We start from the raw sequence: 24,872 nt of genomic DNA, 5'->3' as shown, positions 1-24,872 counted from the left end.
GGCTGCTCATTTCATAAAGAAAGGGTGAGGAAGATGGATGTGTTTGGGCTGCCTCTTCAGACGCTGTACTTATACATATTGATGGTATCAGGAATCCTGACGCTTGTTTTCGTCTTTTTTGGCGATGTATTTGATGGATTGTTTGAAGCGATTCCTGTCCCGTTCCTTCAACCAACATTGATCCTCGCATTTCTTACCTTTTTCTCGGCTGGAGGATTTATCTCTGAAAAAACAGCAATTGTAGGAAGTGGACTTGGCGCCGTATTATCTGCCATCCTCGCAGTGGTTCTCGTTACTTGTTTACATGTATTTGTCTTAGTCCCGCTTTCCTCTGCTGAAGAATCTCTTTCATATACGGAGGCCGACCTAAAAGGAAGAACTGGGGAGATCATTGTATCTGTACCAAAAGATGGGTTTGGAGAAGTGCTGTTAATTAGTAACAGCGGAAAAATCTCAAAGCCTGCCGTCAGTTTCGACGAAGAGGAGATTCCATATGGAACCCGGGTGCTGGTCGTCGAAGTGAACAAAGGCGTGTTATCTGTTATACCAAATGAAGAAATCTAGGAGGGAATGCTATGCCAGGAACAACCATATTAATTATTATTGGAATTGTGCTTGTGATTCTCATTGCACTTATTGGTGTATTTGTTTCGAAATACCGGACTGCTGGTCCAGATGAAGCATTAATCGTCACAGGAAGTTACCTCGGAAGTAAAAATGTTCACGTGGATGAAGGTGGAAACAAGATTAAGATTGTAAGAGGTGGAGGTACCTTTGTACTCCCTGTTTTTCAACAAGCAGAGCCGCTCAGCTTACTATCTAGCAAGCTAGATGTTTCAACGCCTGAAGTCTATACTGAACAGGGTGTACCGGTCATGGCGGATGGAACGGCCATCATTAAAATTGGCGGATCAATTGAAGAAATCGCCACTGCGGCAGAGCAGTTTTTAGGGAAAACAAAAGAAGATCGTGAAAATGAAGCAAGAGAAGTACTAGAAGGACACCTTCGCTCCATTTTAGGGTCAATGACAGTTGAAGAGATTTATAAAAACAGAGAGAAATTTTCTCAAGAAGTACAGCGTGTCGCTTCTCAAGATCTAGCGAAAATGGGTCTTGTCATTGTATCGTTTACAATCAAAGATGTCCGTGATAAAAATGGCTATTTAGAATCACTAGGTAAACCTAGAATTGCTCAAGTGAAACGCGATGCAGATATTGCGACAGCAGAAGCAGATAAAGAAACACGTATCAAACGTGCAGAAGCAGATAAAGATGCGAAGAAATCTGAGCTTGAGCGTGCCACTGAAATCGCTGAAGCAGAAAAAATCAATGAGCTGAAAAGAGCAGAATTCAGACGTGAACAAGATACAGCAAAAGCAAGCGCTGACCAAGCGTACGATCTTGAAACAGCTCGTAATCGTCAGCACGTAACTGAACAAGAAATGCAAGTCAAAATCATTGAACGTCAGAAGCAAATTGAATTAGAAGAAAAAGAGATCCAGCGTCGTGAGCGTCAATACGATTCTGAAGTGAAAAAGAAAGCAGATGCGGACCGTTATGCTGTTGAGCAGTCGGCTGCGGCGGAAAAAGCGAAGCGTCTTGCAGAAGCAGATGCGAAGAAATACAGCATTGAAGCAATGGCGAAAGCAGAAGCAGAGAAAGTTCGGATTGACGGGCTTGCCAAAGCGGAAGCCGATCGTGCAAAAGGGGAAACAGAAGCAGAAGTCATTAGGTTGAAAGGACTTGCGGAAGCAGAAGCGAAAGAGAAAATTGCAGAAGCATTCGAACAGTATGGTCAAGCGGCGATTCTTGATATGATTGTGAAAATGCTACCTGAATATGCGAAACAAGTATCTGCTCCACTTTCTAACATTGATAAAATTACAGTTGTTGATACAGGTGGTAACGGGGAAGGCAGCGGCGCCAACAAAGTGACCGGCTATGCGACAAACCTTATGTCCAGTCTTCAAGAAAGTCTGAAAGCTTCCTCTGGAATTGATGTTAAAGAAATTATTGAGAATTTCTCTGGCAAAGGCAATGTGAAACAAAGCATCCAAGAACTGACGAATGAAATCAAACAGCCAAGAAAAAAAGAAATCGCTGATCGTCAAATAGAAGAATAAAAATCAATAGACACCTTCTGATTGAGGGTGTCTATTTTACTTGGGGCACATGCCGGTGTCTTTTGATAGATGAAGAGAGATTCACAAGAATGCCTGCAGATATCATCATGAACACCAATGAAGATCCGCCGTAGCTAATAAAGGGAAGAGGAATGCCTGTAATGGGGAGAAGCCCAAAGACAGCTCCTAGATTAAAGGTTGCTTGAATCATGATTTGAAAAGTAAGCCCGATCGTTAATAGCTTTCCAAATGGATCTTGTAAACCTTGAACGATTCGAACGGCGCGATACATGATGAGTAGGTAGGCACCCATCACAAACGACAGCCCCATGATTCCCAGCTCTTCACTGATGATGGCCATAATAAAATCTGTATGGGCTTCAGGAAGAAATCCTAGTTTTTGAATACTTCCGCCTAAACCATTCCCGGTCAGTCCTCCTGAATCCATGGCGAGATAAGAATGGATCAGCTGATAACCATCTCCATCTTCATACATGAAAGGATCACGAAAAGAAGTGATCCGTTTCAAACGATAAGGAGCGGTCACAGCAAAAAAAGTGATCCCTGCCGCAGCCGTCGAACCTAGTAGAATGAGGTGGCGTGTTTTAAGTCCAGCACATAATAAGACGATACCGCAGCTCAATAAAATAGAAACTGCTGTACCTAAATCTGGCTGTTTCAAAACCAATAAAAAAGCTAGACTTAAAAGAAGAAGTGGAGGCAGGACTCCTTTTTTAAAGGATGTAATGTACGCTTGTTTCTTTGCATATACATAGGCAAAATAGATGATCATCACTAATTTCACAGCCTCAGACGGCTGGATGATCAAAGAGCCCAATTGAATCCATCGCTGTGAATTGTTTTTGACAACACCGATTCCAGGAAGCAGGACAAGGAGAAGACATAACAATGACAGCATCACAAGCCATCGAATCCATTTACGGTAAGCTTGATATGGAACCAGGGCCGCAGCGATGAAAAAGAAGAACCCAATCAAAAGCCATTGCCACTGTTTCATGAAAAAGTAGCTGCCCTGTCCATATTTTATTTCGCCTAAAGGATAACTCGCACTGTACACCATCAGCAATCCAAAGAAACAAAGACAAACAATCGTCCCAGCAAGAATGTGGTCGATTTTTTTTAGGTGAGAAAGAATCAATGACATCACCTTCAATCCCAGTTACGTCCAAACATGTAGGATGAGGACCTCAGATTGACACTAAACACAAGGCCAATGGCGATCATATTGGTTAAAAGCGCACTGCCCCCATAGCTGATAAAAGGAAGGGCAAGACCAGTCACAGGCATTAGCCCTACTGTCATCCCAACGTTTTGGAAGACTTGAAAGACGATCAGCCCAACCACCCCAGCACATATATAAAGCCCATAAAGGGTATTCGCATGCATAGCCACATGAATCATTCGATAGACCATCATAAGATATAAACAGATCAATAGGGAGGCGCCGATAAAACCAAACTCCTCGCCAATGACTGCAAATATAAAATCTGTATGGGCTTCAGGGATATTTCCCCCTTGTACTTGATTTCCTTTTGTATACCCGCTTCCTGATAATTGCCCTGACCCAATGCCAAGCATTGCTTGTTTCAGTTGATACCCATATGTCGAATCAAATTCATCTGGGGAGAGCCACCCATAAATGCGATCAAGCTGATGAGGTTTAATCACTTTTGTAAAGTGCTCAAAATGTTCATTGTGCAAGTAGGTCAAAAATGCAAGAAGCGCGAGAAAAGAAGCGATCAATGCAGCGATCATCTTACTTGAAATGCCTGACACAAGCATCAGTGTAAAAGCAATAGACAAGATTACAAGTGCCGTCCCCAAATCTGGCTGAATTAAAATCAGGAAAAAAGGAACAGCGGTCCAGCATATGATGTTCATTGTAGGAATCATGCTTTCTTTAAACGAAAAGCGCTGATGTTTGTATCGATTTAAAATAGCCGCTAACAGAAGAATGACAAAAATTTTCATAAATTCTGATGGTTGCACTTTCATGGGCCCCAAGCTGATCCATCTTTGGGAGCCATTTTGATTCGTGCCAAAAAAATGAACGAGAATGATGAGAAAGAGACCACCTGCAAATAATCGAAAAGATAACCGCTCAAGCAGTTCATAATCAAAGTAAGCAACTGCCGCCATAAGGCCAAAGCCGACGATATACCAGAAAACTTGTCTTTTGACGAAATAAAACATATCTTGCGTTTCATACTGTCCCGATCCGCTATACACAGCCAGCAGGCTGATCACAAAGAAGCAAATGACAGTGAATAATAATGCGAAGTCAATGCTGTTCTGTTTTTTCATGTCTCTGTCACCTGCTATGACCTATTTGTCAGCTGGTTTAATACGACCTGCACCGCTGCAGCGTCATCAATATAGCCGATCGGAAAAATATAATCTGGTATTAAATCAACGGGCATAATGAAGTAAAGTAATGCGCCTCCCATCAACATCAATTCTCGAGAAGTCCCCCGTCCGCTCATGAACGAGCAGTACATGCTTTTCAATTGATCAAGAAATGGCCCAACACCACTTATCGTCTCTATCTTTTTTTCAAAATATGCCGAGATCGTTTCTTTTCCCTCGTCTGATTGACTATAGGTCTCATATTCATTTAGCTTCTGTTTCAGTTCATTCTCGCTGAATTTCCCGTCATAGACATCATGATCTTTCAGCGTTCGCTCAATCTCTTCTACTGCTTGAATGAACGTATTACCGTGAACTCTTTCGTTTTTAATTGAAAATCCAGCCGTGGCCAATAGATGATCTAAAGAAATGTGTAGAGCATCTGAAAGCCGCTGTAAATGGTTCAAAGTCGGTTTTCTTTTTCCGTTCATGATTCTAGACAGTGTGGCTTTATCAATTTCTGTTTGTGTACTGAGTTCTCTTAATGAAAGAGAACGTATTTGCAGTTGTTCTTTTAAAAACTGCCGAAGCTCAGTTGTTTTAAATTCCATCTCTTTCTTCACCCTTTTCATAAAGTTCAACTCTTCAATAGAAGAAGTCGTACCCAATATATAGGGGTGTTGACAAAATGTCAACGAATATCCATTAAGGATTGAATTTTATAAAATAGCAACTTATCATATGAAACATAGAGTAAGAAATGGCTAAAAGGGGTGTGCAGATGAAGGTGAGACATGCAGTACATAATGATATTCCTAAAATTGCCGAAATTCATGTGAAGAGCTGGCAAACGACTTATCATGGCATTATTTCACAAGAGTATTTAGATGCTTTGAATGTAGAGGAGCGGGAAGAGAGCTGGAGAAGCAGGTCGCTTGAAGGCACGTTTGTCGCAGAGGATGCTGACGGAGTATTTGGTTTTGCTTCCTTCGGAAAACAGCGTGATGAGAGATATTCAATATATGATGGTGAGCTTTATGCCATCTATTTGTTGCAGAGAAAACAGAAATCAGGAGCGGGGATGGCTTTGATTGCAAAAGGTGTGGATTATTTAATAGAGAAAGGCTATCAGAATATGCTGCTCTGGGTATTTGAGCAAAATTCAGCGAAGCAATTTTATCAAAAACTTCAACCTAGTTTTGCCGTCACCAGCCAGTTCGAGCTGGCTGGTGAGAACCATGAAGAAATAGGGTATGGATGGGAACTGTCTGTCCTAAGCGATCATGTTCAACAAATTATATCGTCAGCTTCCAGTAATAATGAGAGAAAAAAGTAAAAAGGGTGGCGAGTAAAATATAAGATATAAAAGGAGAAGCCTCTACTTTTCCTTTCACACCTGCTATTTTTAATGCCTCATAGAAACTGGCCAAAAAGTAGGCGAGACTGAGGATGTAACAGCACAGCATAATGGAGTAAGGATTCATTGTCGTACCTCCAGCATGAAATCTTCTACTATTAATAGATTCAATAGAGCAGCAAATTATGCATAAAAAAATAACCCGCTGAAACAGCTGGGTTATTTTTGTCGAGGAAAAACCAAACGAGATGCACTAGGGATGAGTAAACAAAGAACAATACTACAAATGATAAATGAAGGAATCATATATGTGCTGTTATAAACTAATGAATACACCCATCCTGGTGTTCCTTTTGGTGCATAATGAGAAAAGAAAACAACACCTGAAATAAAGAACGTCAGCAGTCTGAAGAAACTGGCGACAAATACAGCTAGGATAATATAGAAGAATTGTTTCTTTCGCTTTTTATCCTGAATGGCTTTTTTAATTGATCCTGAGAATAGCCCGCTTAAACAAATCACAACAGATGCGACAAAGTAATCGAGAAATCCTTGTACAGGTGTAGCAATAATAGGATTGTTCATCAGCTGCAGTCCTGCGATTAACACACCGATGATAAATCCAGCAGACACGCCCCATCTAATGGACATGAGAATGACAGGAATCATGATCAGTGCAATTGACCCGCCGTTTGGCATTCTTAAAAAGAGACCTGATAAATAATCTAAAACAAGTGCAAGAGAAGTCATGATGGCGATCTCCATCAGTCGTACTAATTGATTTGATTGCTGCATAAAAAAATCCCCTTTTCACGAATTGTGCAAGGAGAGACCATGTCAGGATGAGTATGTGATTCATAGAAAAACATATCGGCTTGCATACATGCATGTATGCAAGTGATTCCACATTCCTACTTCAGTATTAACTGACAGGTTCAAAGGGTCAGAACAACGAATTGTTCACTCTCAGCACAAAGCTCCCCCTGCGGTTATTAAATTTCAATCTATTATAAATATACTAAAGACCTACAGGATCAACAATAGTGAATTACGGAGTTAAGCCCTTTTTGTACGAATATATAGGAAGAGATCAGGAAAAATAAATTATTTAGAAAAAATACTTGTTTCTTCTTTTAAAAGGTGTTATATTTGTATTCGCCGCTGAAACAGCGCGGTTGAGAAATAACATTCAAGAAAAAAGTTGTTGACTTCATCTTGATAGAATGTTATATTAATAAAGTCGCCTCTGAGCGATAACGAAGATGATCTTTGAAAACTAAACAAGACAAAACGTACCTGTTAATTCGAGTTTTTATAAAAAATCCTATGATACATCATAGGTAGTCAGTCAGACTGACGAGGCAGGAAATGATCACATGCTAAGTTCGCTACATCGTGTAGCAACGCATGTGTGATATGCATCCTGCATACCTCGGAGAGTTTGATCCTGGCTCAGGACGAACGCTGGCGGCGTGCCTAATACATGCAAGTCGAGCGGACAGAAGGGAGCTTGCTCCCGGATGTTAGCGGCGGACGGGTGAGTAACACGTGGGTAACCTGCCTGTAAGACTGGGATAACTCCGGGAAACCGGAGCTAATACCGGATAGTTCCTTGAACCGCATGGTTCAAGGATGAAAGACGGTTTCGGCTGTCACTTACAGATGGACCCGCGGCGCATTAGCTAGTTGGTGAGGTAACGGCTCACCAAGGCGACGATGCGTAGCCGACCTGAGAGGGTGATCGGCCACACTGGGACTGAGACACGGCCCAGACTCCTACGGGAGGCAGCAGTAGGGAATCTTCCGCAATGGACGAAAGTCTGACGGAGCAACGCCGCGTGAGTGATGAAGGTTTTCGGATCGTAAAGCTCTGTTGTTAGGGAAGAACAAGTGCAAGAGTAACTGCTTGCACCTTGACGGTACCTAACCAGAAAGCCACGGCTAACTACGTGCCAGCAGCCGCGGTAATACGTAGGTGGCAAGCGTTGTCCGGAATTATTGGGCGTAAAGGGCTCGCAGGCGGTTTCTTAAGTCTGATGTGAAAGCCCCCGGCTCAACCGGGGAGGGTCATTGGAAACTGGGAAACTTGAGTGCAGAAGAGGAGAGTGGAATTCCACGTGTAGCGGTGAAATGCGTAGAGATGTGGAGGAACACCAGTGGCGAAGGCGACTCTCTGGTCTGTAACTGACGCTGAGGAGCGAAAGCGTGGGGAGCGAACAGGATTAGATACCCTGGTAGTCCACGCCGTAAACGATGAGTGCTAAGTGTTAGGGGGTTTCCGCCCCTTAGTGCTGCAGCTAACGCATTAAGCACTCCGCCTGGGGAGTACGGTCGCAAGACTGAAACTCAAAGGAATTGACGGGGGCCCGCACAAGCGGTGGAGCATGTGGTTTAATTCGAAGCAACGCGAAGAACCTTACCAGGTCTTGACATCCTCTGACAACCCTAGAGATAGGGCTTTCCCTTCGGGGACAGAGTGACAGGTGGTGCATGGTTGTCGTCAGCTCGTGTCGTGAGATGTTGGGTTAAGTCCCGCAACGAGCGCAACCCTTGATCTTAGTTGCCAGCATTCAGTTGGGCACTCTAAGGTGACTGCCGGTGACAAACCGGAGGAAGGTGGGGATGACGTCAAATCATCATGCCCCTTATGACCTGGGCTACACACGTGCTACAATGGACAGAACAAAGGGCTGCGAGACCGCAAGGTTTAGCCAATCCCACAAATCTGTTCTCAGTTCGGATCGCAGTCTGCAACTCGACTGCGTGAAGCTGGAATCGCTAGTAATCGCGGATCAGCATGCCGCGGTGAATACGTTCCCGGGCCTTGTACACACCGCCCGTCACACCACGAGAGTTTGCAACACCCGAAGTCGGTGAGGTAACCTTTATGGAGCCAGCCGCCGAAGGTGGGGCAGATGATTGGGGTGAAGTCGTAACAAGGTAGCCGTATCGGAAGGTGCGGCTGGATCACCTCCTTTCTAAGGATATATGGAGCAGTGTGCGTTTTCGTCTTGTTTAGTTTTGAAGGATCATTCCTTCAAACATGTCTCTAGCGAGACAGGATTGTTCTTTGAAAACTAGATAACAATAAGTAATACATTCACATTGAATGCAATGCAAAGTTCATCACACATAGTGATTCTTTCTAAAGTAAGAAATGGTTAAGTTAGAAAGGGCGCACGGTGGATGCCTTGGCACTAGGAGCCGATGAAGGACGGGACGAACACCGATATGCTTCGGGGAGCTGTAAGCAAGCTTTGATCCGGAGATTTCCGAATGGGGAAACCCACTGCTCGTAATGGAGTAGTATCCATACTTGAATACATAGAGTATGAGAAGGCATACCCGGGGAACTGAAACATCTAAGTACCCGGAGGAAGAGAAAGCAAATGCGATTCCCTGAGTAGCGGCGAGCGAAACGGGAACAGCCCAAACCAAGAGGCTTGCCTCTTGGGGTTGTAGGACACTCTATACGGAGTTACAAAGGAACGATATAAGCGAAGAGGTCTGGAAAGGCCCGCCAAAGAAGGTAACAGCCCTGTAACTGAAATGTTGTTCTCTCCAGAGTGGATCCTGAGTACGGCGGAACACGTGAAATTCCGTCGGAATCCGGGAGGACCATCTCCCAAGGCTAAATACTCCCTAGTGACCGATAGTGAACCAGTACCGTGAGGGAAAGGTGAAAAGCACCCCGGAAGGGGAGTGAAATAGATCCTGAAACCGTGTGCCTACAAGTAGTCAGAGCCCGTTAACGGGTGATGGCGTGCCTTTTGTAGAATGAACCGGCGAGTTACGATCCCGTGCAAGGTTAAGCAGAAGATGCGGAGCCGCAGCGAAAGCGAGTCTGAATAGGGCGCATGAGTACGTGGTCGTAGACCCGAAACCAGGTGATCTACCCATGTCCAGGGTGAAGTTCAGGTAACACTGAATGGAGGCCCGAACCCACGCACGTTGAAAAGTGCGGGGATGAGGTGTGGGTAGGGGTGAAATGCCAATCGAACCTGGAGATAGCTGGTTCTCTCCGAAATAGCTTTAGGGCTAGCCTCAAGGTAAGAGTCTCGGAGGTAGAGCACTGATTGGACTAGGGGCCCCTACCGGGTTACCGAATTCAGTCAAACTCCGAATGCCGATGACTTATCCTTGGGAGTCAGACTGCGAGTGATAAGATCCGTAGTCGAAAGGGAAACAGCCCAGACCGCCAGCTAAGGTCCCAAAGTATACGTTAAGTGGAAAAGGATGTGGAGTTGCTTAGACAACCAGGATGTTGGCTTAGAAGCAGCCACCATTTAAAGAGTGCGTAATAGCTCACTGGTCGAGTGACTCTGCGCCGAAAATGTACCGGGGCTAAACGTATCACCGAAGCTGCGGACTGTTCTTACGAACAGTGGTAGGAGAGCGTTCTAAGTGCAGTGAAGTCAGACCGGAAGGACTGGTGGAGCGCTTAGAAGTGAGAATGCCGGTATGAGTAGCGAAAGACGGGTGAGAATCCCGTCCACCGAATGCCTAAGGTTTCCTGAGGAAGGCTCGTCCGCTCAGGGTTAGTCGGGACCTAAGCCGAGGCCGAAAGGCGTAGGCGATGGACAACAGGTTGATATTCCTGTACCACCTCCTCACCATTTGAGCAATGGGGGGACGCAGGAGGATAGGGTAAGCGCGGTATTGGATATCCGCGTCCAAGCAGTTAGGCTGGGAAATAGGCAAATCCGTTTCCCGTGAAGGCTGAGCTGTGATGGCGAGCGAAATTTAGTAGCGAAGTTCCTGATTCCACACTGCCAAGAAAAGCCTCTAGCGAGGTGAGAGGTGCCCGTACCGCAAACCGACACAGGTAGGCGAGGAGAGAATCCTAAGGTGATCGAGAGAACTCTCGTTAAGGAACTCGGCAAAATGACCCCGTAACTTCGGGAGAAGGGGTGCTTCTTAGGGTGTTAAAGCCCCGAGAAGCCGCAGTGAATAGGCCCAGGCGACTGTTTAGCAAAAACACAGGTCTCTGCGAAGCCGTAAGGCGAAGTATAGGGGCTGACGCCTGCCCGGTGCTGGAAGGTTAAGAGGAGCGCTTAGCGTAAGCGAAGGTGCGAATTGAAGCCCCAGTAAACGGCGGCCGTAACTATAACGGTCCTAAGGTAGCGAAATTCCTTGTCGGGTAAGTTCCGACCCGCACGAAAGGCGCAACGATCTGGGCACTGTCTCAACGAGAGACTCGGTGAAATTATAGTACCTGTGAAGATGCAGGTTACCCGCGACAGGACGGAAAGACCCCGTGGAGCTTTACTGCAGCCTGATATTGAATGTTGGTACAGCTTGTACAGGATAGGTAGGAGCCTTGGAAACCGGAGCGCTAGCTTCGGTGGAGGCATCGGTGGGATACTACCCTGGCTGTATTGACCTTCTAACCCGCTGCCCTTATCGGGCAGGGAGACAGTGTCAGGTGGGCAGTTTGACTGGGGCGGTCGCCTCCTAAAATGTAACGGAGGCGCCCAAAGGTTCCCTCAGAATGGTTGGAAATCATTCGCAGAGTGTAAAGGCACAAGGGAGCTTGACTGCGAGACCTACAAGTCGAGCAGGGACGAAAGTCGGGCTTAGTGATCCGGTGGTTCCGCATGGAAGGGCCATCGCTCAACGGATAAAAGCTACCCCGGGGATAACAGGCTTATCTCCCCCAAGAGTCCACATCGACGGGGAGGTTTGGCACCTCGATGTCGGCTCATCGCATCCTGGGGCTGTAGTCGGTCCCAAGGGTTGGGCTGTTCGCCCATTAAAGCGGTACGCGAGCTGGGTTCAGAACGTCGTGAGACAGTTCGGTCCCTATCCGTCGCGGGCGCAGGAAATTTGAGAGGAGCTGTCCTTAGTACGAGAGGACCGGGATGGACGCACCGCTGGTGTACCAGTTGTTCTGCCAAGGGCATCGCTGGGTAGCTATGTGCGGACGGGATAAGTGCTGAAAGCATCTAAGCATGAAGCCCCCCTCAAGATGAGATTTCCCATTCCGCAAGGAAGTAAGATCCCTGAAAGATGATCAGGTTGATAGGTCTGAGGTGGAAGCGTGGTGACACGTGGAGCTGACAGATACTAATAGATCGAGGACTTAACCTATATTCTAATGTGAAAAATGAACATTGTTATCTAGTTTTGAGAGAACATTCTCTCCATCAGGTTTGGTGGCGATAGCGAAGAGGTCACACCCGTTCCCATACCGAACACGGAAGTTAAGCTCTTCAGCGCCGATGGTAGTTGGGGGTTTCCCCCTGTGAGAGTAGGACGCCGCCAAGCTTTTCAAAGGATCAGTTCCAATCGGAACTGGTCTTTTTTGTGCTGTTTGAAAGAAGATCACCTTGATACAGATGTGGTATAAATCAGGTTGTTTTAATTCACTATAAGCGTGGAGATGCTCTAAATTAACGTGAAAGTCTGTGAAGCATGTTCACTTTTAAGTATGGAGAAAAGTAATAGAGAGAAAGAATAGCAGGTGTATAGATGCCTGATACAAATTCATTCATTTAAATGGAGTTGTATAAGTCTATTTTATTGAAATCAAAACATTCATTGCGTTTAACAGTTGAAATAAAGAAATATCTATATCATTAAAGTATAAAAATTGAAAGGCTGCTGATATTTTTAAAGGATTTACTCGTTTTTAAAGAGAATATAGAGAAGAGAAATACAGCTGTTAATCGTTGAATTAAAGCCGTTTTGACTGGTAACATCAACATCATCTGTTAAAAGAAATACGTCATGAAAAATGAAATAAAATTTTTTTAATATAGCCTTTACAAATGAGTGAAACCTGTATATAATAATCTTTGTCGGATCGAGAGATTCCTACATAGTGGAGGATTAGCTCAGCTGGGAGAGCATCTGCCTTACAAGCAGAGGGTCGGCGGTTCGAGCCCGTCATCCTCCACCATATTTATTCTTACATAATGTTAGGATAGATAAAGCCGGTGTAGCTCAACTGGTAGAGCAACTGACTTGTAATCAGTAGGTTGGGGGTTCAAGTCCTCTTGCCGGCACCACTTTCATATGGTAAGATAGACAAGTCGCTTTAAAAGCGAGCCATTAGCTCAGTTGGTAGAGCATCTGACTTTTAATCAGAGGGTCGAAGGTTCGAGTCCTTCATGGCTCACCATTTTCATGCGGGTGTGGCGGAATTGGCAGACGCGCTAGACTTAGGATCTAGTGTCTTTATGACGTGGGGGTTCAAGTCCCTTCACCCGCATTGCCAAACAACATAAAGAAATCCTGTAATGCGGAAGTAGTTCAGTGGTAGAACACCACCTTGCCAAGGTGGGGGTCGCGGGTTCGAATCCCGTCTTCCGCTTATACCATCCACGCCGGGGTGGTGGAATTGGCAGACACACAGGACTTAAAATCCTGCGGTAGGTGACTACCGTGCCGGTTCAAGTCCGGCCCTCGGCATTATAAAATAAGCGCCCGTAGCTCAATTGGATAGAGCGTTTGACTACGGATCAAAAGGTTAGGGGTTCGACTCCTCTCGGGCGCGCCATTAAGATCGGGAAGTAGCTCAGCTTGGTAGAGCACTTGGTTTGGGACCAAGGGGTCGCAGGTTCGAATCCTGTCTTCCCGACCATCTTTTATGGGGCCTTAGCTCAGCTGGGAGAGCGCCTGCCTTGCACGCAGGAGGTCAGCGGTTCGATCCCGCTAGGCTCCACTTTTCAAAAGATTATTTTATATCATGGCGGTGTAGCTCAGCTGGCTAGAGCGTACGGTTCATACCCGTGAGGTCGGGGGTTCGATCCCCTCCGCCGCTATAAAGGACCTTTAGCTCAGTTGGTTAGAGCAGACGGCTCATAACCGTCCGGTCGTAGGTTCGAGTCCTACAAGGTCCACCATCTATACGGAGGAATACCCAAGTCCGGCTGAAGGGATCGGTCTTGAAAACCGACAGGGGTGTCAAAGCCCGCGGGGGTTCGAATCCCTCTTCCTCCGCCATATTTTTAAAAAATGATATCATCGCGGGGTGGAGCAGTTCGGTAGCTCGTCGGGCTCATAACCCGAAGGTCGCAGGTTCAAATCCTGCCCCCGCAACCAAATTTTTTCTCTAATGGTCCGGTAGTTCAGTTGGTTAGAATGCCTGCCTGTCACGCAGGAGGTCGCGGGTTCGAGTCCCGTCCGGACCGCCATTTTCAAATGAATACATGGCTCGGTAGCTCAGTTGGTAGAGCAACGGACTGAAAATCCGTGTGTCGGCGGTTCGATTCCGTCCCGAGCCACTTTTACAAATAAATATCAGTATGGCGGTTGTGGCGAAGTGGTTAACGCACCAGATTGTGGCTCTGGCACTCGTGGGTTCGATTCCCATCAATCGCCCCATACATATTTTTGCGGGTGTAGTTTAGTGGTAAAACCTCAGCCTTCCAAGCTGATGTCGTGGGTTCGATTCCCATCACCCGCTCCATTTGCATATCGTTCATGGGCCTGTAGCTCAGCTGGTTAGAGCGCACGCCTGATAAGCGTGAGGTCGGTGGTTCGAGTCCACTCAGGCCCACCATGACTTTCCGCAGTAGCTCAGTGGTAGAGCTATCGGCTGTTAACCGATCGGTCGTAGGTTCGAATCCTACCTGCGGAGCCAAATGGAGAAGTACTCAAGTGGCTGAAGAGGCGCCCCTGCTAAGGGTGTAGGTCGCGCAAGCGGCGCGAGGGTTCAAATCCCTCCTTCTCCGCCATTTTTCTGGCCCGTTGGTCAAGCGGTTAAGACACCGCCCTTTCACGGCGGTAACACGGGTTCGAATCCCGTACGGGTCATTTTTTTAAGAGGTCTAATAAAGACCTCTTTTTTATTTTCCACAAAACGAAAGACCGCCATCACAGCGGTCTTTTTTACATATTCATGGAATAGATCGTATAAGACAAGTATGTCGCAAAGAATCCCCATAAAACATAAGGAATTAATAAAATTGGGACAACTTTGCTTAGTTTACGCGAGACGATGACAAGTGCGAGTGCTGTCAGTGCTACAAGCAGGCAGTCGATCGTAGCTGCAAATAGATCTTTTTGTGTAAATTGAAAAAAGCTAAAGGCTTGATTGAATACATAATTTAAAAGAAACAGAATCCAAAATGGTAATGTGATTTTTTGAAAACCATACTTTGCATAAATGATGGCGGCAGATAACGAAATGAGGGCGAATAAGACAGCCCAGACCGCACCGATGACACCACCACTAGGTGTCCATTCAGGTTTATTTAGTGCGTCATACCATTCTCTGTCGATAGGGAACAGGAACCCTGCAATAGAAAATAATGCGTATGTAATAAAGAAGACGATAACCGCCCAAATGATACTTTTTTTAGCCATCCAGAAATCTCCTCCCAATCAATTCACTCTTCAACTTATTTCCCAATTATTACATGATATAAACATCAAGCCCCCAATATGTGGGGACTAATGATTTTTTTTAGTATAAGGATCTTCTTCGTAAGGCTTCAAGTCACCAAACACTGTCATGACGCCTTCTTCATCTAATGCTTCTTCATAAGCTTCGTGTGCTTTATTTGGATAGACCTTGCTTGCTTTTCCTTCAATATCAGCAGCTGCAAACCCTTCATAGTCTTCCACATCATCTTCATCTTCTGATTGTGTATACACATCATCGTATGTCAATGGAGGAAATTCCATATCGGATGGGGTATCAGAGTTCCCATAGCGTTCTACGTCTTGGTAGGCATCTTCTCCGTCATATGCAGCACTTTCTTCATTTTCAAATTGCCCTGAGTGCGGACTTAATAAGTCCTCTTCAATGGGACGGTTTTGTGAAACGGTCTGTTCTTTTGAATGCTCTGTGCATGTGACGGCGGTGGGAAGGGCTTCTAAGCGTTCTTTAGGAATAGGGGCTTTACACACTTTACACAAACCATAAGAGCCGTCTGCCATTGCTTGGAGTGCTTCATTGATATCGGAAAGATGCTCATGTTCCAAACTGTTTAAGGCAATGTCTTTTCCGCGTTCGAATAGTTCTGTCCCTTGGTCGCCAGGGTGGTTATCATAGGCTGACAGTTCGCCCACTGAATCATAAGGAAATGATACTTTCTGTTCATCATCATGGCTTTTGGCTTCAATTTCTTGTTTTTCATCGAGAAGTCGCTGCTTCAACTGATGTAATTCGTTTTTAGACAACAAAGCGATCACCCTTTCATATCAAACATATTGTTAGTATGAGCAAATTTTTATGTAAGACTTGTGCCAATTTGAAGCAATTCTTCAATAAAAAACGCCTGCGGCTGCAGGCGTTTCGTGTTATGGGAGATAATATTGTAAGATCAATGCGATCGTTAACAGGAAACCAAAAAACGTATTGGTTTGTGCTGTCGACTTCATGGCATTCATTAATTCAATTGGTTTTTCTTTTTGCTTAAATTCTTTAATGGCTGTATAAGCTTTTGGCACACTGAGTAAGACAAGAAGACTCCAAAGACCCACGATATCCATAAAGATATAAACAAAAATGAGTACATATGAGATCACAAACATGGAAAGTAGGATGTTGACTGCCGCTTTACGTCCAGCTAGGATAGCAAGTGTCTTTCGTCCATTCTCTTTATCACCGTCTAAATCACGGATATTGTTCGACAGTAAGATGGCACCAACTAAAATAGAGATGGGTATTGAAATGAGCACAGCTTTTGATGTCAATGTTCCTGTTTGGATATAGAAACTAATTAAAATGATGCCTAGTCCCATAAAAGCACCTGATACAAGTTCTCCAAATGGTGTATAAGCAATTGGTACAGGGCCACCGGTATAAAAATAGCCTGCCGCCATACAAATTAGTCCTATGAGTGCAATCCACCAGCTAGACATCATGCAAATATAGATCCCAAGTAATAAAGAAAGCGCGAATAAGGCATAAGCGAGGCCTAAAACTGTTTTTGGTTTTACACCGTTTCTCACGATCGCTCCGCCGATACCGACAGATTTCTCATTGTCCAATCCGCGAACATAATCAAAGTACTCATTAAACATGTTCGTTGCAATTTGGATAAACATCGATGCAAATAGCATAGCTAAAAATAGCCCAACATGTATTTGACCACTCGGAAGTGCTAGGACAGTTCCTAAAGTAACGGGAATAAATGCCGCTGTTAATGTATGCGGTCGTAGTAAATTCCACCAAATCCGCCAGTTCTTATCAGGCTTAATTGGTGAAAGCTGATCTGATATCGATTGATGCTGCATAAAATATACTCCTTTAAATAAAAAAATACGTACACGTCCAAATTCCAGTTTAGCAAAGTTCAAAAAGGTGTCAATATATTGATGCGATGAAACAAGAAAAAGATGTTTGCTAATCGTTCCCATCTAGAGAGAAAGCTTGATCTTCGAACAGGTCTTACCATTTTTTAAGGGATGTTCTCATTTCAATATGCGGGAGCGAAAAAATCTTGAAAGCGTGATATAATAAGGATTCGAGGTTTTAAAAGCTGTTTTCTTTACTAAGTTCATCTGTTAAGGTTTATAATAGAAAAGCAGGTCATTCGACATACTCGAATGTTCATGTATTTTTTTACATGATGGTTTTATTTTTATATGTTATTTCATGGATTTTGGAGGAATGTATCATGGTGACAACAGTGCAAAGTACTTTCCGGCAGGAAGCGCTTGCGACATTAGAAGAAGCGAATAACGTCAACCATGCTGTTTTGATAAGCTACTCCAGAAGAGTTGACGATCTGGATCCTCTTGCCTTTTTCCAAAGCGGCGAAGCGGATTTTTTAGGCGAGCGGTTTTTTTGGTCTGATCCAGAAAGCCAAATGATATTTTCTGGACTTGGCAGAGCGGCCGTGATTAAATCATCAGAGCAAGGCAAAGAACGATTCAATATCGTCCATCAAGAATGGGAGCAGCTGAAACAGCATATGTTCCATTTTCATGATGAGAAGGAGTTAAAGCAAGCGGCAGTTGGTCCGCTTTTATTTGGAGGATTTTCATTTGATCCATATGAAGAGAAGGCGCGTCACTGGGAAGCTTTTGGCGAGGCTCATTTTTTTGTGCCATCGATGATGCTGACTGTTTCAAAAGAAGGCACGTTTCTAACGATCAATGAATGGAACGAGGTGGACGGGAATGTTCATCAGCTCATTCAAGAGTTAGAACAGAAAGCTTCTAATTTTGATGCATTGCCTGTCAGAAATCATGGACAAGCTGAGCTTGTTCATATGGAAGAGTTAGATGTCCAGGAATGGATGAAAGCAATCCATGAAGCGACAGAACACATTCGTGTGAACGAATATGAAAAGGTTGTTTTAGCAAGAGAAGTCTTGCTTCACTATAAAAATCAAATAGAACTCGCTCCACTATTAGCAGAATTACTAAAACATCAAACAACGAGTTATGTATTTGCTATAGAGCAGGGAAGACAAGCATTTGTCGGGGCGACGCCTGAACGTTTAGTGAAAAAAAGCGGTGGTGAAGTGTTTTCATCGTGTTTGGCAGGTTCCATTGTACGTGGTCAAGGTGAAGTAGAAGATCAGGCACTAGGTGAGGAACTGCTTCATGATGAGAAAAATTTGATTGAACATCAAATTGTCGTGAATATGATTGAGCAGGCATTTGAAGCAAACTGCCATCATGTGCATAAGCCAAATCAACCAAGTCTTTATAAAACGAAAAACATTCAGCATTTATTTACACCCATTGTGGGAGAAATTAAAAGCAGCTGTTCACTCTTTTCATTAATTGAACAGCTTCATCCAACACCAGCGCTTGGAGGATATCCTAAGGAAAAAGCGGTAGAGGTGATTCGTGAAATCGAACCGTTGAAACGTGGTTGGTATGCGGCGCCAGTGGGATGGATTGATTCTAAGGACAATGGAGAATTTGCTGTCGCCATTCGATCAGGTCTTATTGAGGAAGACCAAGTTCGTTTGTTTGCTGGATGTGGAATTGTAGAGGATTCCCTTGCAAAACAAGAGTATGAAGAAACGCAAGTGAAATTAAGACCAATGCTGTCTGCTCTTGGAGGTCGTCCTATTGAATAATCAAATCATGACAAGATATATTGGCAGATTAATGGATGAATTTGTGCAAAGTGGTGTGAATGAGGCAGTTGTTTGTCCTGGCTCCCGTTCAACACCGCTTGCGATGCTCGCTCTTGCTCATCAAGAAATCAATGTCCATGTGTTAGTGGATGAACGGTCTGCTGCTTTTTATGCACTGGGTCTTGCGAAAGCGAGCCAAACACCAGTGCTACTCATTTGTACATCAGGTACGGCAGCAGCTAACTTTTACCCAGCTGTTGTCGAGGCACATTATTCCCGAGTACCATTGATTGTTTTAACTGCTGATCGGCCGCACGAATTGAGGGAGGTTGGGGCACCTCAAGCGATTGATCAGCAATTCTTATTCGGTAAGTTTGTTAAATGGTTCACAGACTTAGCCTTGCCAGAAGAAAGCCAAACGATGCTGCGGTATGTCCAAACTACTGCTGCTAGGGCAAGTCATGTGTCTATGCAGGAGCCAAAGGGACCCGTTCAGGTGAATGTGCCGCTGAGAGAACCATTGCTTCCTGACTTGTCTATTGATCCTTTTGATAGAGAAGAAGGAGCTGCGAATAAAGTTTTAGCAGCAGGTCAAGCTCGTCCGGATGATCGGGTTATGTCAGAATTAGTGTCTATCATGAACAAAGCGGCAAAAGGAATCATTGTTGCTGGTGAACTTCACTCGCCGGAAGAGCAGGCGTCAGTGTTACGTCTTGCAAAAGCTTTGCATCTGCCAATTTTAGCTGACCCGCTTTCTCTTTTGCGAAATGGACATGAAAGTGAAGAATACATCATAGATGCATACGATTCTTTGTTAAAAGATGAGGCATTGCAGCAGCATCTCTTGCCTGAAATGGTCATTCGTTTTGGACCGATGCCTGTGTCTAAGCCTTTATTTAAGTGGCTAGAAAAGCATGCGGAAGTGAAGCAGATTGTCGTCGATGCTGCGGGTGGTTATCGAGATCCTGGTTTAAGCGCATCATACATGATTGAAAGTCATGTAGCCTCTTTTGTAGAAGAAGTCTTGATGAGAGCGGAAAAGCGTCAGGATACATCTTATTTACGACGCTGGCAGAGTGTCAATTCTTCTTTTAGAATGCATGTAAATCAATACAATGATGAGGACCTGACATTTGAGGGAAATGTCTATCGTCAGCTGCAGCACCTTTTGCCAAAAGAGAGTGTGCTCTTTATCGGAAATAGTATGCCTATTCGAGATGTCGATACTTTTTTTGAAACGCAGTCAAAACCGTTTCGGATGATGGCGAATCGCGGAGCAAATGGCATTGATGGTGTTGTGTCCACAGCTCTTGGAACATATGCAGCCTTGAAACAACCCATCACTTTAGTCATCGGCGATTTATCTTTTTACCATGATATGAACGGTCTTCTTGCAGCTAAGCTAATGGACATTCCGCTCACGGTTGTGTTGTTAAACAATGATGGTGGAGGAATCTTTTCTTTCCTTCCGCAGGCATCCGATGAACCGTATTATGAAAAGCTCTTTGGTACGCCGACTGGGTTGAATTTTGAGTATGCATCAAAGCTATATGGGGGAACCTATTCGAAGCCGACAACGAAAGAAGAGTTAAAAGATGTGTACTTGGCGCATATCCAAAAACCAGGGCTTCATTTAATTGAGATTGAAACTGACCGGCATTCTCGCGTTGGCAAACATCGCCAAATGATGGACGAGATATTGAGGGAAGTGAAAAAAGAATGCCTTCACTCATAATACGAATGCACGATGGTGTGGCGTATGAGGTGATAGACCATAACCCATCTGCTGAAAATGCCACGTTATGTTTACATGGCTTTACAGGGAGTGCAGCTTCTTGGGCTTTTTTGAATACTTATACACAAAAACATACGAGATTGATTCAGGTCAGCTTGCTTGGACATGGCCGCACAGACTCACCAAAGAGTATAAGAAGATATGCAATGTCCCAGCAGCTGGCAGATCTTGCTGAGATTTTAGATCAATTAAAGCTTCACAAAGTGAACATTCTCGGATATTCTATGGGAGGGCGTATTGCTTTATCATTTGCCTCCCGTTATCCAGAACGTGTAAACAAACTGATTCTTGAGAGTACATCTCCAGGGCTGAACTCTTTTAAAGAGCGGATGGAGAGGCTGAATCATGATCATCAGCTAGCTCAAAAGATCAGACATGAAGGGTTAGCGCAGTTTGTGGATTTTTGGGAGAACATTCCGCTGTTTGCTTCGCAGAAATCCTTGCCAGCGGACAGGCTAACGCAACTGAGAGAGGGAAGGCTAAAAGCCGATCCTAACGGGCTGGCTCGCAGCTTAGAAGGTATAGGAACGGGCTCACAGCCGTCTATGTGGGAAGCATTAAAGCAGATAAAACAGCCTGTTTTACTCATTTGCGGAACACTTGATAAAAAGTTCTGTCACATCGCCAAACGTATGCAGCAGGAGCTTGAATACAGTCAATTCACAGTAGTAGAGCATGCTGGGCATACAGTTCATGTGGAACAACCACATTTTTTTGGTAAAATAGTAAGTGAGTTTATTTTATCGCAAGATTAGAGGAGGAAATATTGATGGCTATTGAATGGCAAACTGAGCGTCAGTATGACGAAATTTTATATGAAACATATAATGGGATTGCAAAAATCACCATTAACCGTCCGCATGTACATAATGCATTTACACCAAAGACTGTAAGTGAATTAATTGATGCATTCTCACGTGCTCGCGACAATTCAGATGTTGGTGTCATTGTCCTTGCAGGTGCTGGAGGAAAAGCATTCTGTTCAGGTGGAGACCAAAAAGTACGCGGTCATGGCGGCTATGTAGGAGACGATCAAATTCCACGTCTAAACGTCCTAGACTTACAGCGTTTAATTCGTGTCATTCCAAAACCAGTTATTGCGATGGTTGCGGGCTATGCGATTGGCGGCGGGCATGTGCTTCATGTCGTGTGTGACCTCACGATTGCAGCAGACAATGCGATTTTTGGACAAACAGGACCAAAAGTGGGCAGCTTTGATGCTGGTTATGGATCTGGCTATCTTGCACGTATTGTGGGTCATAAGAAAGCAAGAGAGATCTGGTACTTATGTCGTCAATACAATGCACAAGAAGCGCTTGATATGGGACTTGTCAACACAGTTGTACCATTAGAGCAGCTGGAAGAAGAAACAGTGAAGTGGTGTGAGGACATGCTAGAAAAGAGCCCGACCGCTTTACGATTCTTGAAAGCTGCATTTAATGCGGACACAGATGGATTAGCTGGTATTCAGCAATTTGCAGGAGATGCGACCCTTCTTTATTACACAACAGATGAAGCAAAAGAAGGACGCGATTCCTTTAAGGAAAAACGGAAGCCAGACTTCGGTCAGTTCCCTCGTTTCCCTTGATTCAATGATATGGATGAAAACAGCTTAGTGCATCAGACTGAGCTGTTTTCTTTTATGAAAAGGAGGTGTCATGATGAAGCAACCCAATTGGCTGCTGCACCGTGCGTATTTAACGCCAGACCGGGTCGCACTCATTTATCAAGACAAAGAGTGGACATTTCGTGATTTAGCGAATGATGTAGACCAACTTGCGAATCGACTGACACGTGCATCTTTTAAAAAAGGGGATACGGTTGCGATTTTAATGAACAACCATCCTCATATGGTCATGCTTGTTCACGCTTGTTTTTTATTAGGCTTCAAGATTGTGTTATTGAACAATAAGTTAACAAAAGCAGAGAGACGTTTTCAGTTGGAAGATGCGAAAGTCATGGCTTTATTAACAGAGCCTGCATATGCAAATGAGCATCATGGTGATTTACCTGTTTATACAATAGAGACTTTACCTGATGCAGATCATGATATGGAAAAGAAGGTCGTACATGATATTGATTTAAATGAGACGGCGACGATTATGTATACATCTGGAACGACAGGACGCCCTAAAGGGGTGGAGCAAACGTTTGGCAATCATTTTCATAGTGCTGTTTCCTCGGCATTGAATTTAGGGATCAGGGAGGACGACCGCTGGCTCATTGCCTTGCCTCTTTTTCATATAAGCGGTTTATCCGCTATATTTAAATCTGTCATATACGGTATGACTGTCGTGCTACATCAAAAGTTTGATGTCGATGAAGTCAAGAATGCTATTGAACAGCATCGAGTGACGATGTTGTCAGTTGTTCAAACCATGCTGTCCCGTTTATTAAGTGGACTTGAAGAATGTCCATCATCTTTGCGTTGTCTGCTGTTAGGCGGAGGCCCTGCACCTTATGCGATGCTTCAAGAGAGTAAGGAGAAAGGATTTCCTGTGTTTCAATCGTACGGTATGACGGAGACCTGCTCGCAAATTGTGACACTTGCGCCCGAATTTAGTGTGGAAAAGCTTGGATCAGCGGGAAAACCCCTTTTTGGGTGTGAATTAAAGATTCAAGATGAGGACCGTCCGTGTCGTCCTTTTGAGCATGGTGAAATCATGGTGAAAGGTGCAAATGTCATGAAAGGCTACCTTTATCGTCAAGAGGCAACAGCTGCTGCATTTGAGCAGGGCTGGCTGAAAACGGGTGATATTGGCTATGTAGATGAGGACGGATTCTTATTTGTGCTTGATCGGCGGTCAGACTTAATTATTTCTGGTGGAGAAAATATTTATCCAGCAGAAATTGAAGCAGTTCTTTTAACACATCCAAATGTAAAGGAAGCCGGAGTGACGGGTATATATGATAAAAAATGGGGAGAGGTACCTGCTGCCTTCCTTGTGACAGATGAGCAGATTCCGGAGAATGAGCTCTATGCTTTGTGTCAGTCGCAATTAGCCAAGTATAAATGGCCCGCCGCTTTTCACTTTGTGGATGAGCTGCCAAGGAATGCGTCGAATAAATTGCAGAGGCACAGACTCAAATCAAAGGGGTTTTTAGATGATTCAAATTGAACGTGTGATCTTATATCATGTCACGATGAAACTCAAACAGCCATTTACAACGAGCCTTGGGACCATTTCAGAGCGTGAGTTTATTATTGTCGAGGTCAAAGATCAAACAGGATTAACTGGATGGGGAGAGGTATCTGCCTTCTCTTCTCCGTGGTATACAGAAGAAACCATCGAGACCTGCTATCACATGCTGAGGGCTTTCTTTATCCCGAACGTGCTGACCCGGTCTTTTACACATCCTTCGGACATACCAGACAGCTTGTACCATTTTAAAGGCAATAGAATGGCCAAAGCGGGAATTGAGGCAGCTGTGTGGGATATTTATGCGAAGCGAGAAAATAAGTCCTTACGTGACGTCTTAGGCGGTACTAGAGATAGAATTCCATCTGGTGTCGTTGCGGGGTTAGGACCAATAGATGATATGATTCAGCAAATCGAGCAGTTTGTTGATCAAGGCTATCAGCGTGTGAAAGTGAAAATTAAGCCGGGACAAGATATTGGACTTCTACAAAAGATAAGGGAGTCTTTCCCTCACCTCCCGTTAATGGCGGATGCAAACTCTGCTTATGAATTAAAAGATATTAGCAAACTGAAGCAGCTCGACGATATTCGTTTATTAATGATTGAACAGCCTTTAGCCGCAGATGACATTGTCGATCATCGGCATTTGCAAAAGCATTTAAAAACACCAATCTGTTTGGATGAAAGTATTTGTTCTTTAGATGATGCGAGAAAAGCTGTAGAACTTGGAAGCTGTCAGATTATTAATGTGAAGCCTTCACGAGTTGGAGGGCTGACTGAAGCACTTAAAATTCATGCGTTCTGCAAGGAGCAGCAGATTCCATTATGGTGCGGTGGAATGATTGAAACAGGCATTTCTCGCGCGCAAAACGTGGCACTTGCATCACTTCCGCAATTTACGATTCCTGGGGATATTTCAGCATCGTCGAAATATTGGGAGCAGGATATCATTTTTCCTGAAATTAAAGTTGAAAATGGGTTTATTGAAGTACCGCGTTCTCCAGGTATGGGTGTAGAAGTTGATTATCAAGCGCTTCGTTCTTTCTCAGATAAAATTGATGTGTTTACAAAACATGATTTTGTGAAATGAAAACGAAT

Annotated in this window: 16 protein-coding genes, 21 tRNA genes, 3 rRNA genes and 1 riboswitch; of the genes, 33 read left to right on the top strand and 7 right to left on the bottom strand. The window is 44.3% G+C overall.

The window, feature by feature from the left end:
- Positions 1-33 precede the first annotated feature (33 nt).
- On the top strand, positions 34-564 hold the full coding sequence (locus MHI58_RS14865) for a hypothetical protein (RefSeq protein ID WP_017367919.1): 531 nt from the start codon (positions 34-36) through the stop codon (positions 562-564).
- Between the two features lie 11 nt (positions 565-575).
- On the top strand, positions 576-2,123 hold the full coding sequence (locus MHI58_RS14860; protein ID WP_008344044.1) for a flotillin family protein: 1,548 nt from the start codon (positions 576-578) through the stop codon (positions 2,121-2,123).
- Between the two features lie 31 nt (positions 2,124-2,154).
- On the opposite strand, the gene ftsW is transcribed toward MHI58_RS14860, so the two are convergent.
- From ftsW to MHI58_RS14845, 3 genes are read right to left on the bottom strand one after another with little or no spacing between them, the layout of a single operon-like run.
- A complete protein-coding gene (ftsW, locus tag MHI58_RS14855) occupies positions 2,155-3,297 on the bottom strand; it encodes a putative lipid II flippase FtsW (RefSeq protein ID WP_045035272.1) in 1,143 nt (380 codons plus the stop codon).
- Positions 3,294-4,448, bottom strand: coding sequence for a rod shape-determining protein RodA (rodA, locus tag MHI58_RS14850; RefSeq protein ID WP_008344041.1), 1,155 nt, complete (start codon positions 4,446-4,448; stop codon positions 3,294-3,296). Before rodA ends, ftsW begins: the two co-directional genes overlap by 4 nt.
- Positions 4,449-4,462: 14 nt before the next feature.
- Positions 4,463-5,122: a DUF1232 domain-containing protein gene (locus tag MHI58_RS14845; protein WP_045035271.1), complete on the bottom strand. Its 660-nt coding sequence runs from the start codon at positions 5,120-5,122 to the stop codon at positions 4,463-4,465.
- A gap of 149 nt (positions 5,123-5,271) precedes the next feature.
- On the opposite strand from MHI58_RS14845, the gene MHI58_RS14840 reads away from it, so the two are divergent.
- A complete protein-coding gene (locus tag MHI58_RS14840; RefSeq protein ID WP_024719667.1) occupies positions 5,272-5,826 on the top strand; it encodes a GNAT family N-acetyltransferase in 555 nt (184 codons plus the stop codon).
- Positions 5,827-6,066: 240 nt separating this feature from the next.
- On the opposite strand, the gene thiT is transcribed toward MHI58_RS14840, so the two are convergent.
- Positions 6,067-6,642, bottom strand: coding sequence for an energy-coupled thiamine transporter ThiT (thiT, locus tag MHI58_RS14835; protein ID WP_007500615.1), 576 nt, complete (start codon positions 6,640-6,642; stop codon positions 6,067-6,069).
- 96 nt (positions 6,643-6,738) lie between these two features.
- Positions 6,739-6,841, bottom strand: a riboswitch (TPP riboswitch).
- A 435-nt stretch (positions 6,842-7,276) separates the two neighbouring features.
- On the opposite strand from thiT, the gene MHI58_RS14830 reads away from it, so the two are divergent.
- The 24 genes from MHI58_RS14830 (at position 7,277) to MHI58_RS14715 (ending at position 14,607) form a co-directional block, all read left to right on the top strand.
- Positions 7,277-8,825, top strand: a 16S ribosomal RNA gene (locus tag MHI58_RS14830).
- Positions 8,826-9,006: 181 nt separating this feature from the next.
- Positions 9,007-11,937 (top strand): 23S ribosomal RNA (locus MHI58_RS14825).
- Positions 11,938-11,998: 61 nt separating this feature from the next.
- Positions 11,999-12,114, top strand: a 5S ribosomal RNA gene (gene rrf, locus MHI58_RS14820).
- Together the 16S, 23S and 5S rRNA genes form the textbook arrangement of a ribosomal RNA operon.
- Before the next feature lie 558 nt (positions 12,115-12,672).
- Positions 12,673-12,748, top strand: a tRNA-Val gene (locus tag MHI58_RS14815).
- Between the two features lie 33 nt (positions 12,749-12,781).
- A tRNA-Thr gene (locus tag MHI58_RS14810) sits at positions 12,782-12,857 on the top strand.
- Between the two features lie 37 nt (positions 12,858-12,894).
- Positions 12,895-12,970 (top strand) — tRNA-Lys (locus MHI58_RS14805).
- A gap of 7 nt (positions 12,971-12,977) precedes the next feature.
- A tRNA-Leu gene (locus tag MHI58_RS14800) sits at positions 12,978-13,060 on the top strand.
- A gap of 30 nt (positions 13,061-13,090) precedes the next feature.
- A tRNA-Gly gene (locus tag MHI58_RS14795) sits at positions 13,091-13,162 on the top strand.
- Positions 13,163-13,174: 12 nt separating this feature from the next.
- Positions 13,175-13,260 (top strand) — tRNA-Leu (locus tag MHI58_RS14790).
- Positions 13,261-13,271: 11 nt separating this feature from the next.
- Positions 13,272-13,348, top strand: a tRNA-Arg gene (locus MHI58_RS14785).
- Between the two features lie 7 nt (positions 13,349-13,355).
- Positions 13,356-13,432, top strand: a tRNA-Pro gene (locus MHI58_RS14780).
- Positions 13,433-13,440: 8 nt separating this feature from the next.
- Positions 13,441-13,513 (top strand) — tRNA-Ala (locus MHI58_RS14775).
- A 26-nt stretch (positions 13,514-13,539) separates the two neighbouring features.
- Positions 13,540-13,613, top strand: a tRNA-Met gene (locus MHI58_RS14770).
- A gap of 4 nt (positions 13,614-13,617) precedes the next feature.
- Positions 13,618-13,694 (top strand) — tRNA-Ile (locus MHI58_RS14765).
- Positions 13,695-13,701: 7 nt separating this feature from the next.
- Positions 13,702-13,794, top strand: a tRNA-Ser gene (locus tag MHI58_RS14760).
- A gap of 22 nt (positions 13,795-13,816) precedes the next feature.
- Positions 13,817-13,893: transfer RNA gene (locus MHI58_RS14755), tRNA-Met, on the top strand.
- A gap of 15 nt (positions 13,894-13,908) precedes the next feature.
- Positions 13,909-13,985: transfer RNA gene (locus tag MHI58_RS14750), tRNA-Asp, on the top strand.
- A 17-nt stretch (positions 13,986-14,002) separates the two neighbouring features.
- Positions 14,003-14,075 (top strand) — tRNA-Phe (locus MHI58_RS14745).
- A 24-nt stretch (positions 14,076-14,099) separates the two neighbouring features.
- Positions 14,100-14,175: transfer RNA gene (locus MHI58_RS14740), tRNA-His, on the top strand.
- An 11-nt stretch (positions 14,176-14,186) separates the two neighbouring features.
- A tRNA-Gly gene (locus MHI58_RS14735) sits at positions 14,187-14,260 on the top strand.
- Between the two features lie 16 nt (positions 14,261-14,276).
- Positions 14,277-14,353 (top strand) — tRNA-Ile (locus MHI58_RS14730).
- A 6-nt stretch (positions 14,354-14,359) separates the two neighbouring features.
- A tRNA-Asn gene (locus MHI58_RS14725) sits at positions 14,360-14,434 on the top strand.
- A 3-nt stretch (positions 14,435-14,437) separates the two neighbouring features.
- Positions 14,438-14,528 (top strand) — tRNA-Ser (locus MHI58_RS14720).
- Between the two features lie 7 nt (positions 14,529-14,535).
- Positions 14,536-14,607: transfer RNA gene (locus tag MHI58_RS14715), tRNA-Glu, on the top strand.
- A 75-nt stretch (positions 14,608-14,682) separates the two neighbouring features.
- Here the strand turns inward: MHI58_RS14715 and MHI58_RS14710 are convergent.
- The 3 genes from MHI58_RS14710 to MHI58_RS14700 form a co-directional block, all read right to left on the bottom strand.
- The gene (locus MHI58_RS14710) at positions 14,683-15,159 is read right to left on the bottom strand and encodes a TspO/MBR family protein (RefSeq protein WP_041506519.1); all 477 of its coding nucleotides are present in this window, start codon (positions 15,157-15,159) and stop codon (positions 14,683-14,685) included.
- An 87-nt stretch (positions 15,160-15,246) separates the two neighbouring features.
- Positions 15,247-15,981, bottom strand: coding sequence for a TraR/DksA C4-type zinc finger protein (locus MHI58_RS14705; protein WP_045034194.1), 735 nt, complete (start codon positions 15,979-15,981; stop codon positions 15,247-15,249).
- Between the two features lie 117 nt (positions 15,982-16,098).
- Positions 16,099-17,037, bottom strand: a complete 939-nt coding sequence (locus MHI58_RS14700) for a 1,4-dihydroxy-2-naphthoate polyprenyltransferase (protein ID WP_045034193.1) — start codon at positions 17,035-17,037, stop codon at positions 16,099-16,101.
- Positions 17,038-17,420: 383 nt separating this feature from the next.
- On the opposite strand from MHI58_RS14700, the gene MHI58_RS14695 reads away from it, so the two are divergent.
- The 6 genes from MHI58_RS14695 (at position 17,421) to menC (ending at position 24,864) form a co-directional block, all read left to right on the top strand.
- Complete coding sequence (locus MHI58_RS14695) at positions 17,421-18,839, top strand: isochorismate synthase MenF (RefSeq protein ID WP_045034192.1); 1,419 nt, start codon at positions 17,421-17,423, stop codon at positions 18,837-18,839.
- Positions 18,832-20,574 carry a 2-succinyl-5-enolpyruvyl-6-hydroxy-3-cyclohexene-1-carboxylic-acid synthase gene (gene menD / locus MHI58_RS14690; protein WP_045034191.1) on the top strand — a complete coding sequence of 581 codons (1,743 nt, stop codon included), beginning with the start codon at positions 18,832-18,834 and terminating at the stop codon, positions 20,572-20,574. Before MHI58_RS14695 ends, menD begins: the two co-directional genes overlap by 8 nt.
- Positions 20,559-21,389: a 2-succinyl-6-hydroxy-2,4-cyclohexadiene-1-carboxylate synthase gene (gene menH / locus MHI58_RS14685; protein ID WP_045034190.1), complete on the top strand. Its 831-nt coding sequence runs from the start codon at positions 20,559-20,561 to the stop codon at positions 21,387-21,389. Before menD ends, menH begins: the two co-directional genes overlap by 16 nt.
- A 14-nt stretch (positions 21,390-21,403) precedes the next feature.
- Complete coding sequence (menB, locus tag MHI58_RS14680) at positions 21,404-22,222, top strand: 1,4-dihydroxy-2-naphthoyl-CoA synthase (RefSeq protein ID WP_008342913.1); 819 nt, start codon at positions 21,404-21,406, stop codon at positions 22,220-22,222.
- Positions 22,223-22,292: 70 nt separating this feature from the next.
- On the top strand, positions 22,293-23,753 hold the full coding sequence (locus MHI58_RS14675; protein ID WP_045034189.1) for an o-succinylbenzoate--CoA ligase: 1,461 nt from the start codon (positions 22,293-22,295) through the stop codon (positions 23,751-23,753).
- Positions 23,740-24,864, top strand: a complete 1,125-nt coding sequence (menC, locus tag MHI58_RS14670; protein WP_008342917.1) for an o-succinylbenzoate synthase — start codon at positions 23,740-23,742, stop codon at positions 24,862-24,864. The genes MHI58_RS14675 and menC overlap by 14 nt, the downstream gene beginning before the upstream one ends.
- Positions 24,865-24,872: the final 8 nt, after the last annotated feature.

Origin of the sequence: Bacillus sp. FSL K6-2869, from assembly GCF_040869405.1 — a bacterium.
GTDB lineage: Bacteria > Bacillota > Bacilli > Bacillales > Bacillaceae > Bacillus > Bacillus altitudinis.
The sequence above is the reverse complement of the archived record's forward strand: the minus strand, read 5'-3'. Positions and strand labels throughout refer to the sequence as shown.

Excerpts from the sequence above, each read along its gene's own strand:
- MHI58_RS14695 (WP_045034192.1), top strand. The coding sequence starts at position 17,421 with ATGGTGACAACAGTGCAAAGTACTTTCCGGCAGGAAGCGCTTGCGACA.
- MHI58_RS14865 (WP_017367919.1), top strand. The coding sequence starts at position 34 with ATGGATGTGTTTGGGCTGCCTCTTCAGACGCTGTACTTATACATATTG.
- MHI58_RS14840 (WP_024719667.1), top strand. The coding sequence starts at position 5,272 with ATGAAGGTGAGACATGCAGTACATAATGATATTCCTAAAATTGCCGAA.
- MHI58_RS14710 (WP_041506519.1), bottom strand. The coding sequence starts at position 15,159 with ATGGCTAAAAAAAGTATCATTTGGGCGGTTATCGTCTTCTTTATTACA.
- MHI58_RS14845 (WP_045035271.1), bottom strand. The coding sequence starts at position 5,122 with ATGAAAAGGGTGAAGAAAGAGATGGAATTTAAAACAACTGAGCTTCGG.
- MHI58_RS14860 (WP_008344044.1), top strand. The coding sequence starts at position 576 with ATGCCAGGAACAACCATATTAATTATTATTGGAATTGTGCTTGTGATT.
- rodA (WP_008344041.1), bottom strand. The coding sequence starts at position 4,448 with ATGAAAAAACAGAACAGCATTGACTTCGCATTATTATTCACTGTCATT.
- menC (WP_008342917.1), top strand. The coding sequence starts at position 23,740 with ATGATTCAAATTGAACGTGTGATCTTATATCATGTCACGATGAAACTC.
- MHI58_RS14675 (WP_045034189.1), top strand. The coding sequence starts at position 22,293 with ATGATGAAGCAACCCAATTGGCTGCTGCACCGTGCGTATTTAACGCCA.
- menH (WP_045034190.1), top strand. The coding sequence starts at position 20,559 with ATGCCTTCACTCATAATACGAATGCACGATGGTGTGGCGTATGAGGTG.
- thiT (WP_007500615.1), bottom strand. The coding sequence starts at position 6,642 with ATGCAGCAATCAAATCAATTAGTACGACTGATGGAGATCGCCATCATG.
- menB (WP_008342913.1), top strand. The coding sequence starts at position 21,404 with ATGGCTATTGAATGGCAAACTGAGCGTCAGTATGACGAAATTTTATAT.
- MHI58_RS14700 (WP_045034193.1), bottom strand. The coding sequence starts at position 17,037 with ATGCAGCATCAATCGATATCAGATCAGCTTTCACCAATTAAGCCTGAT.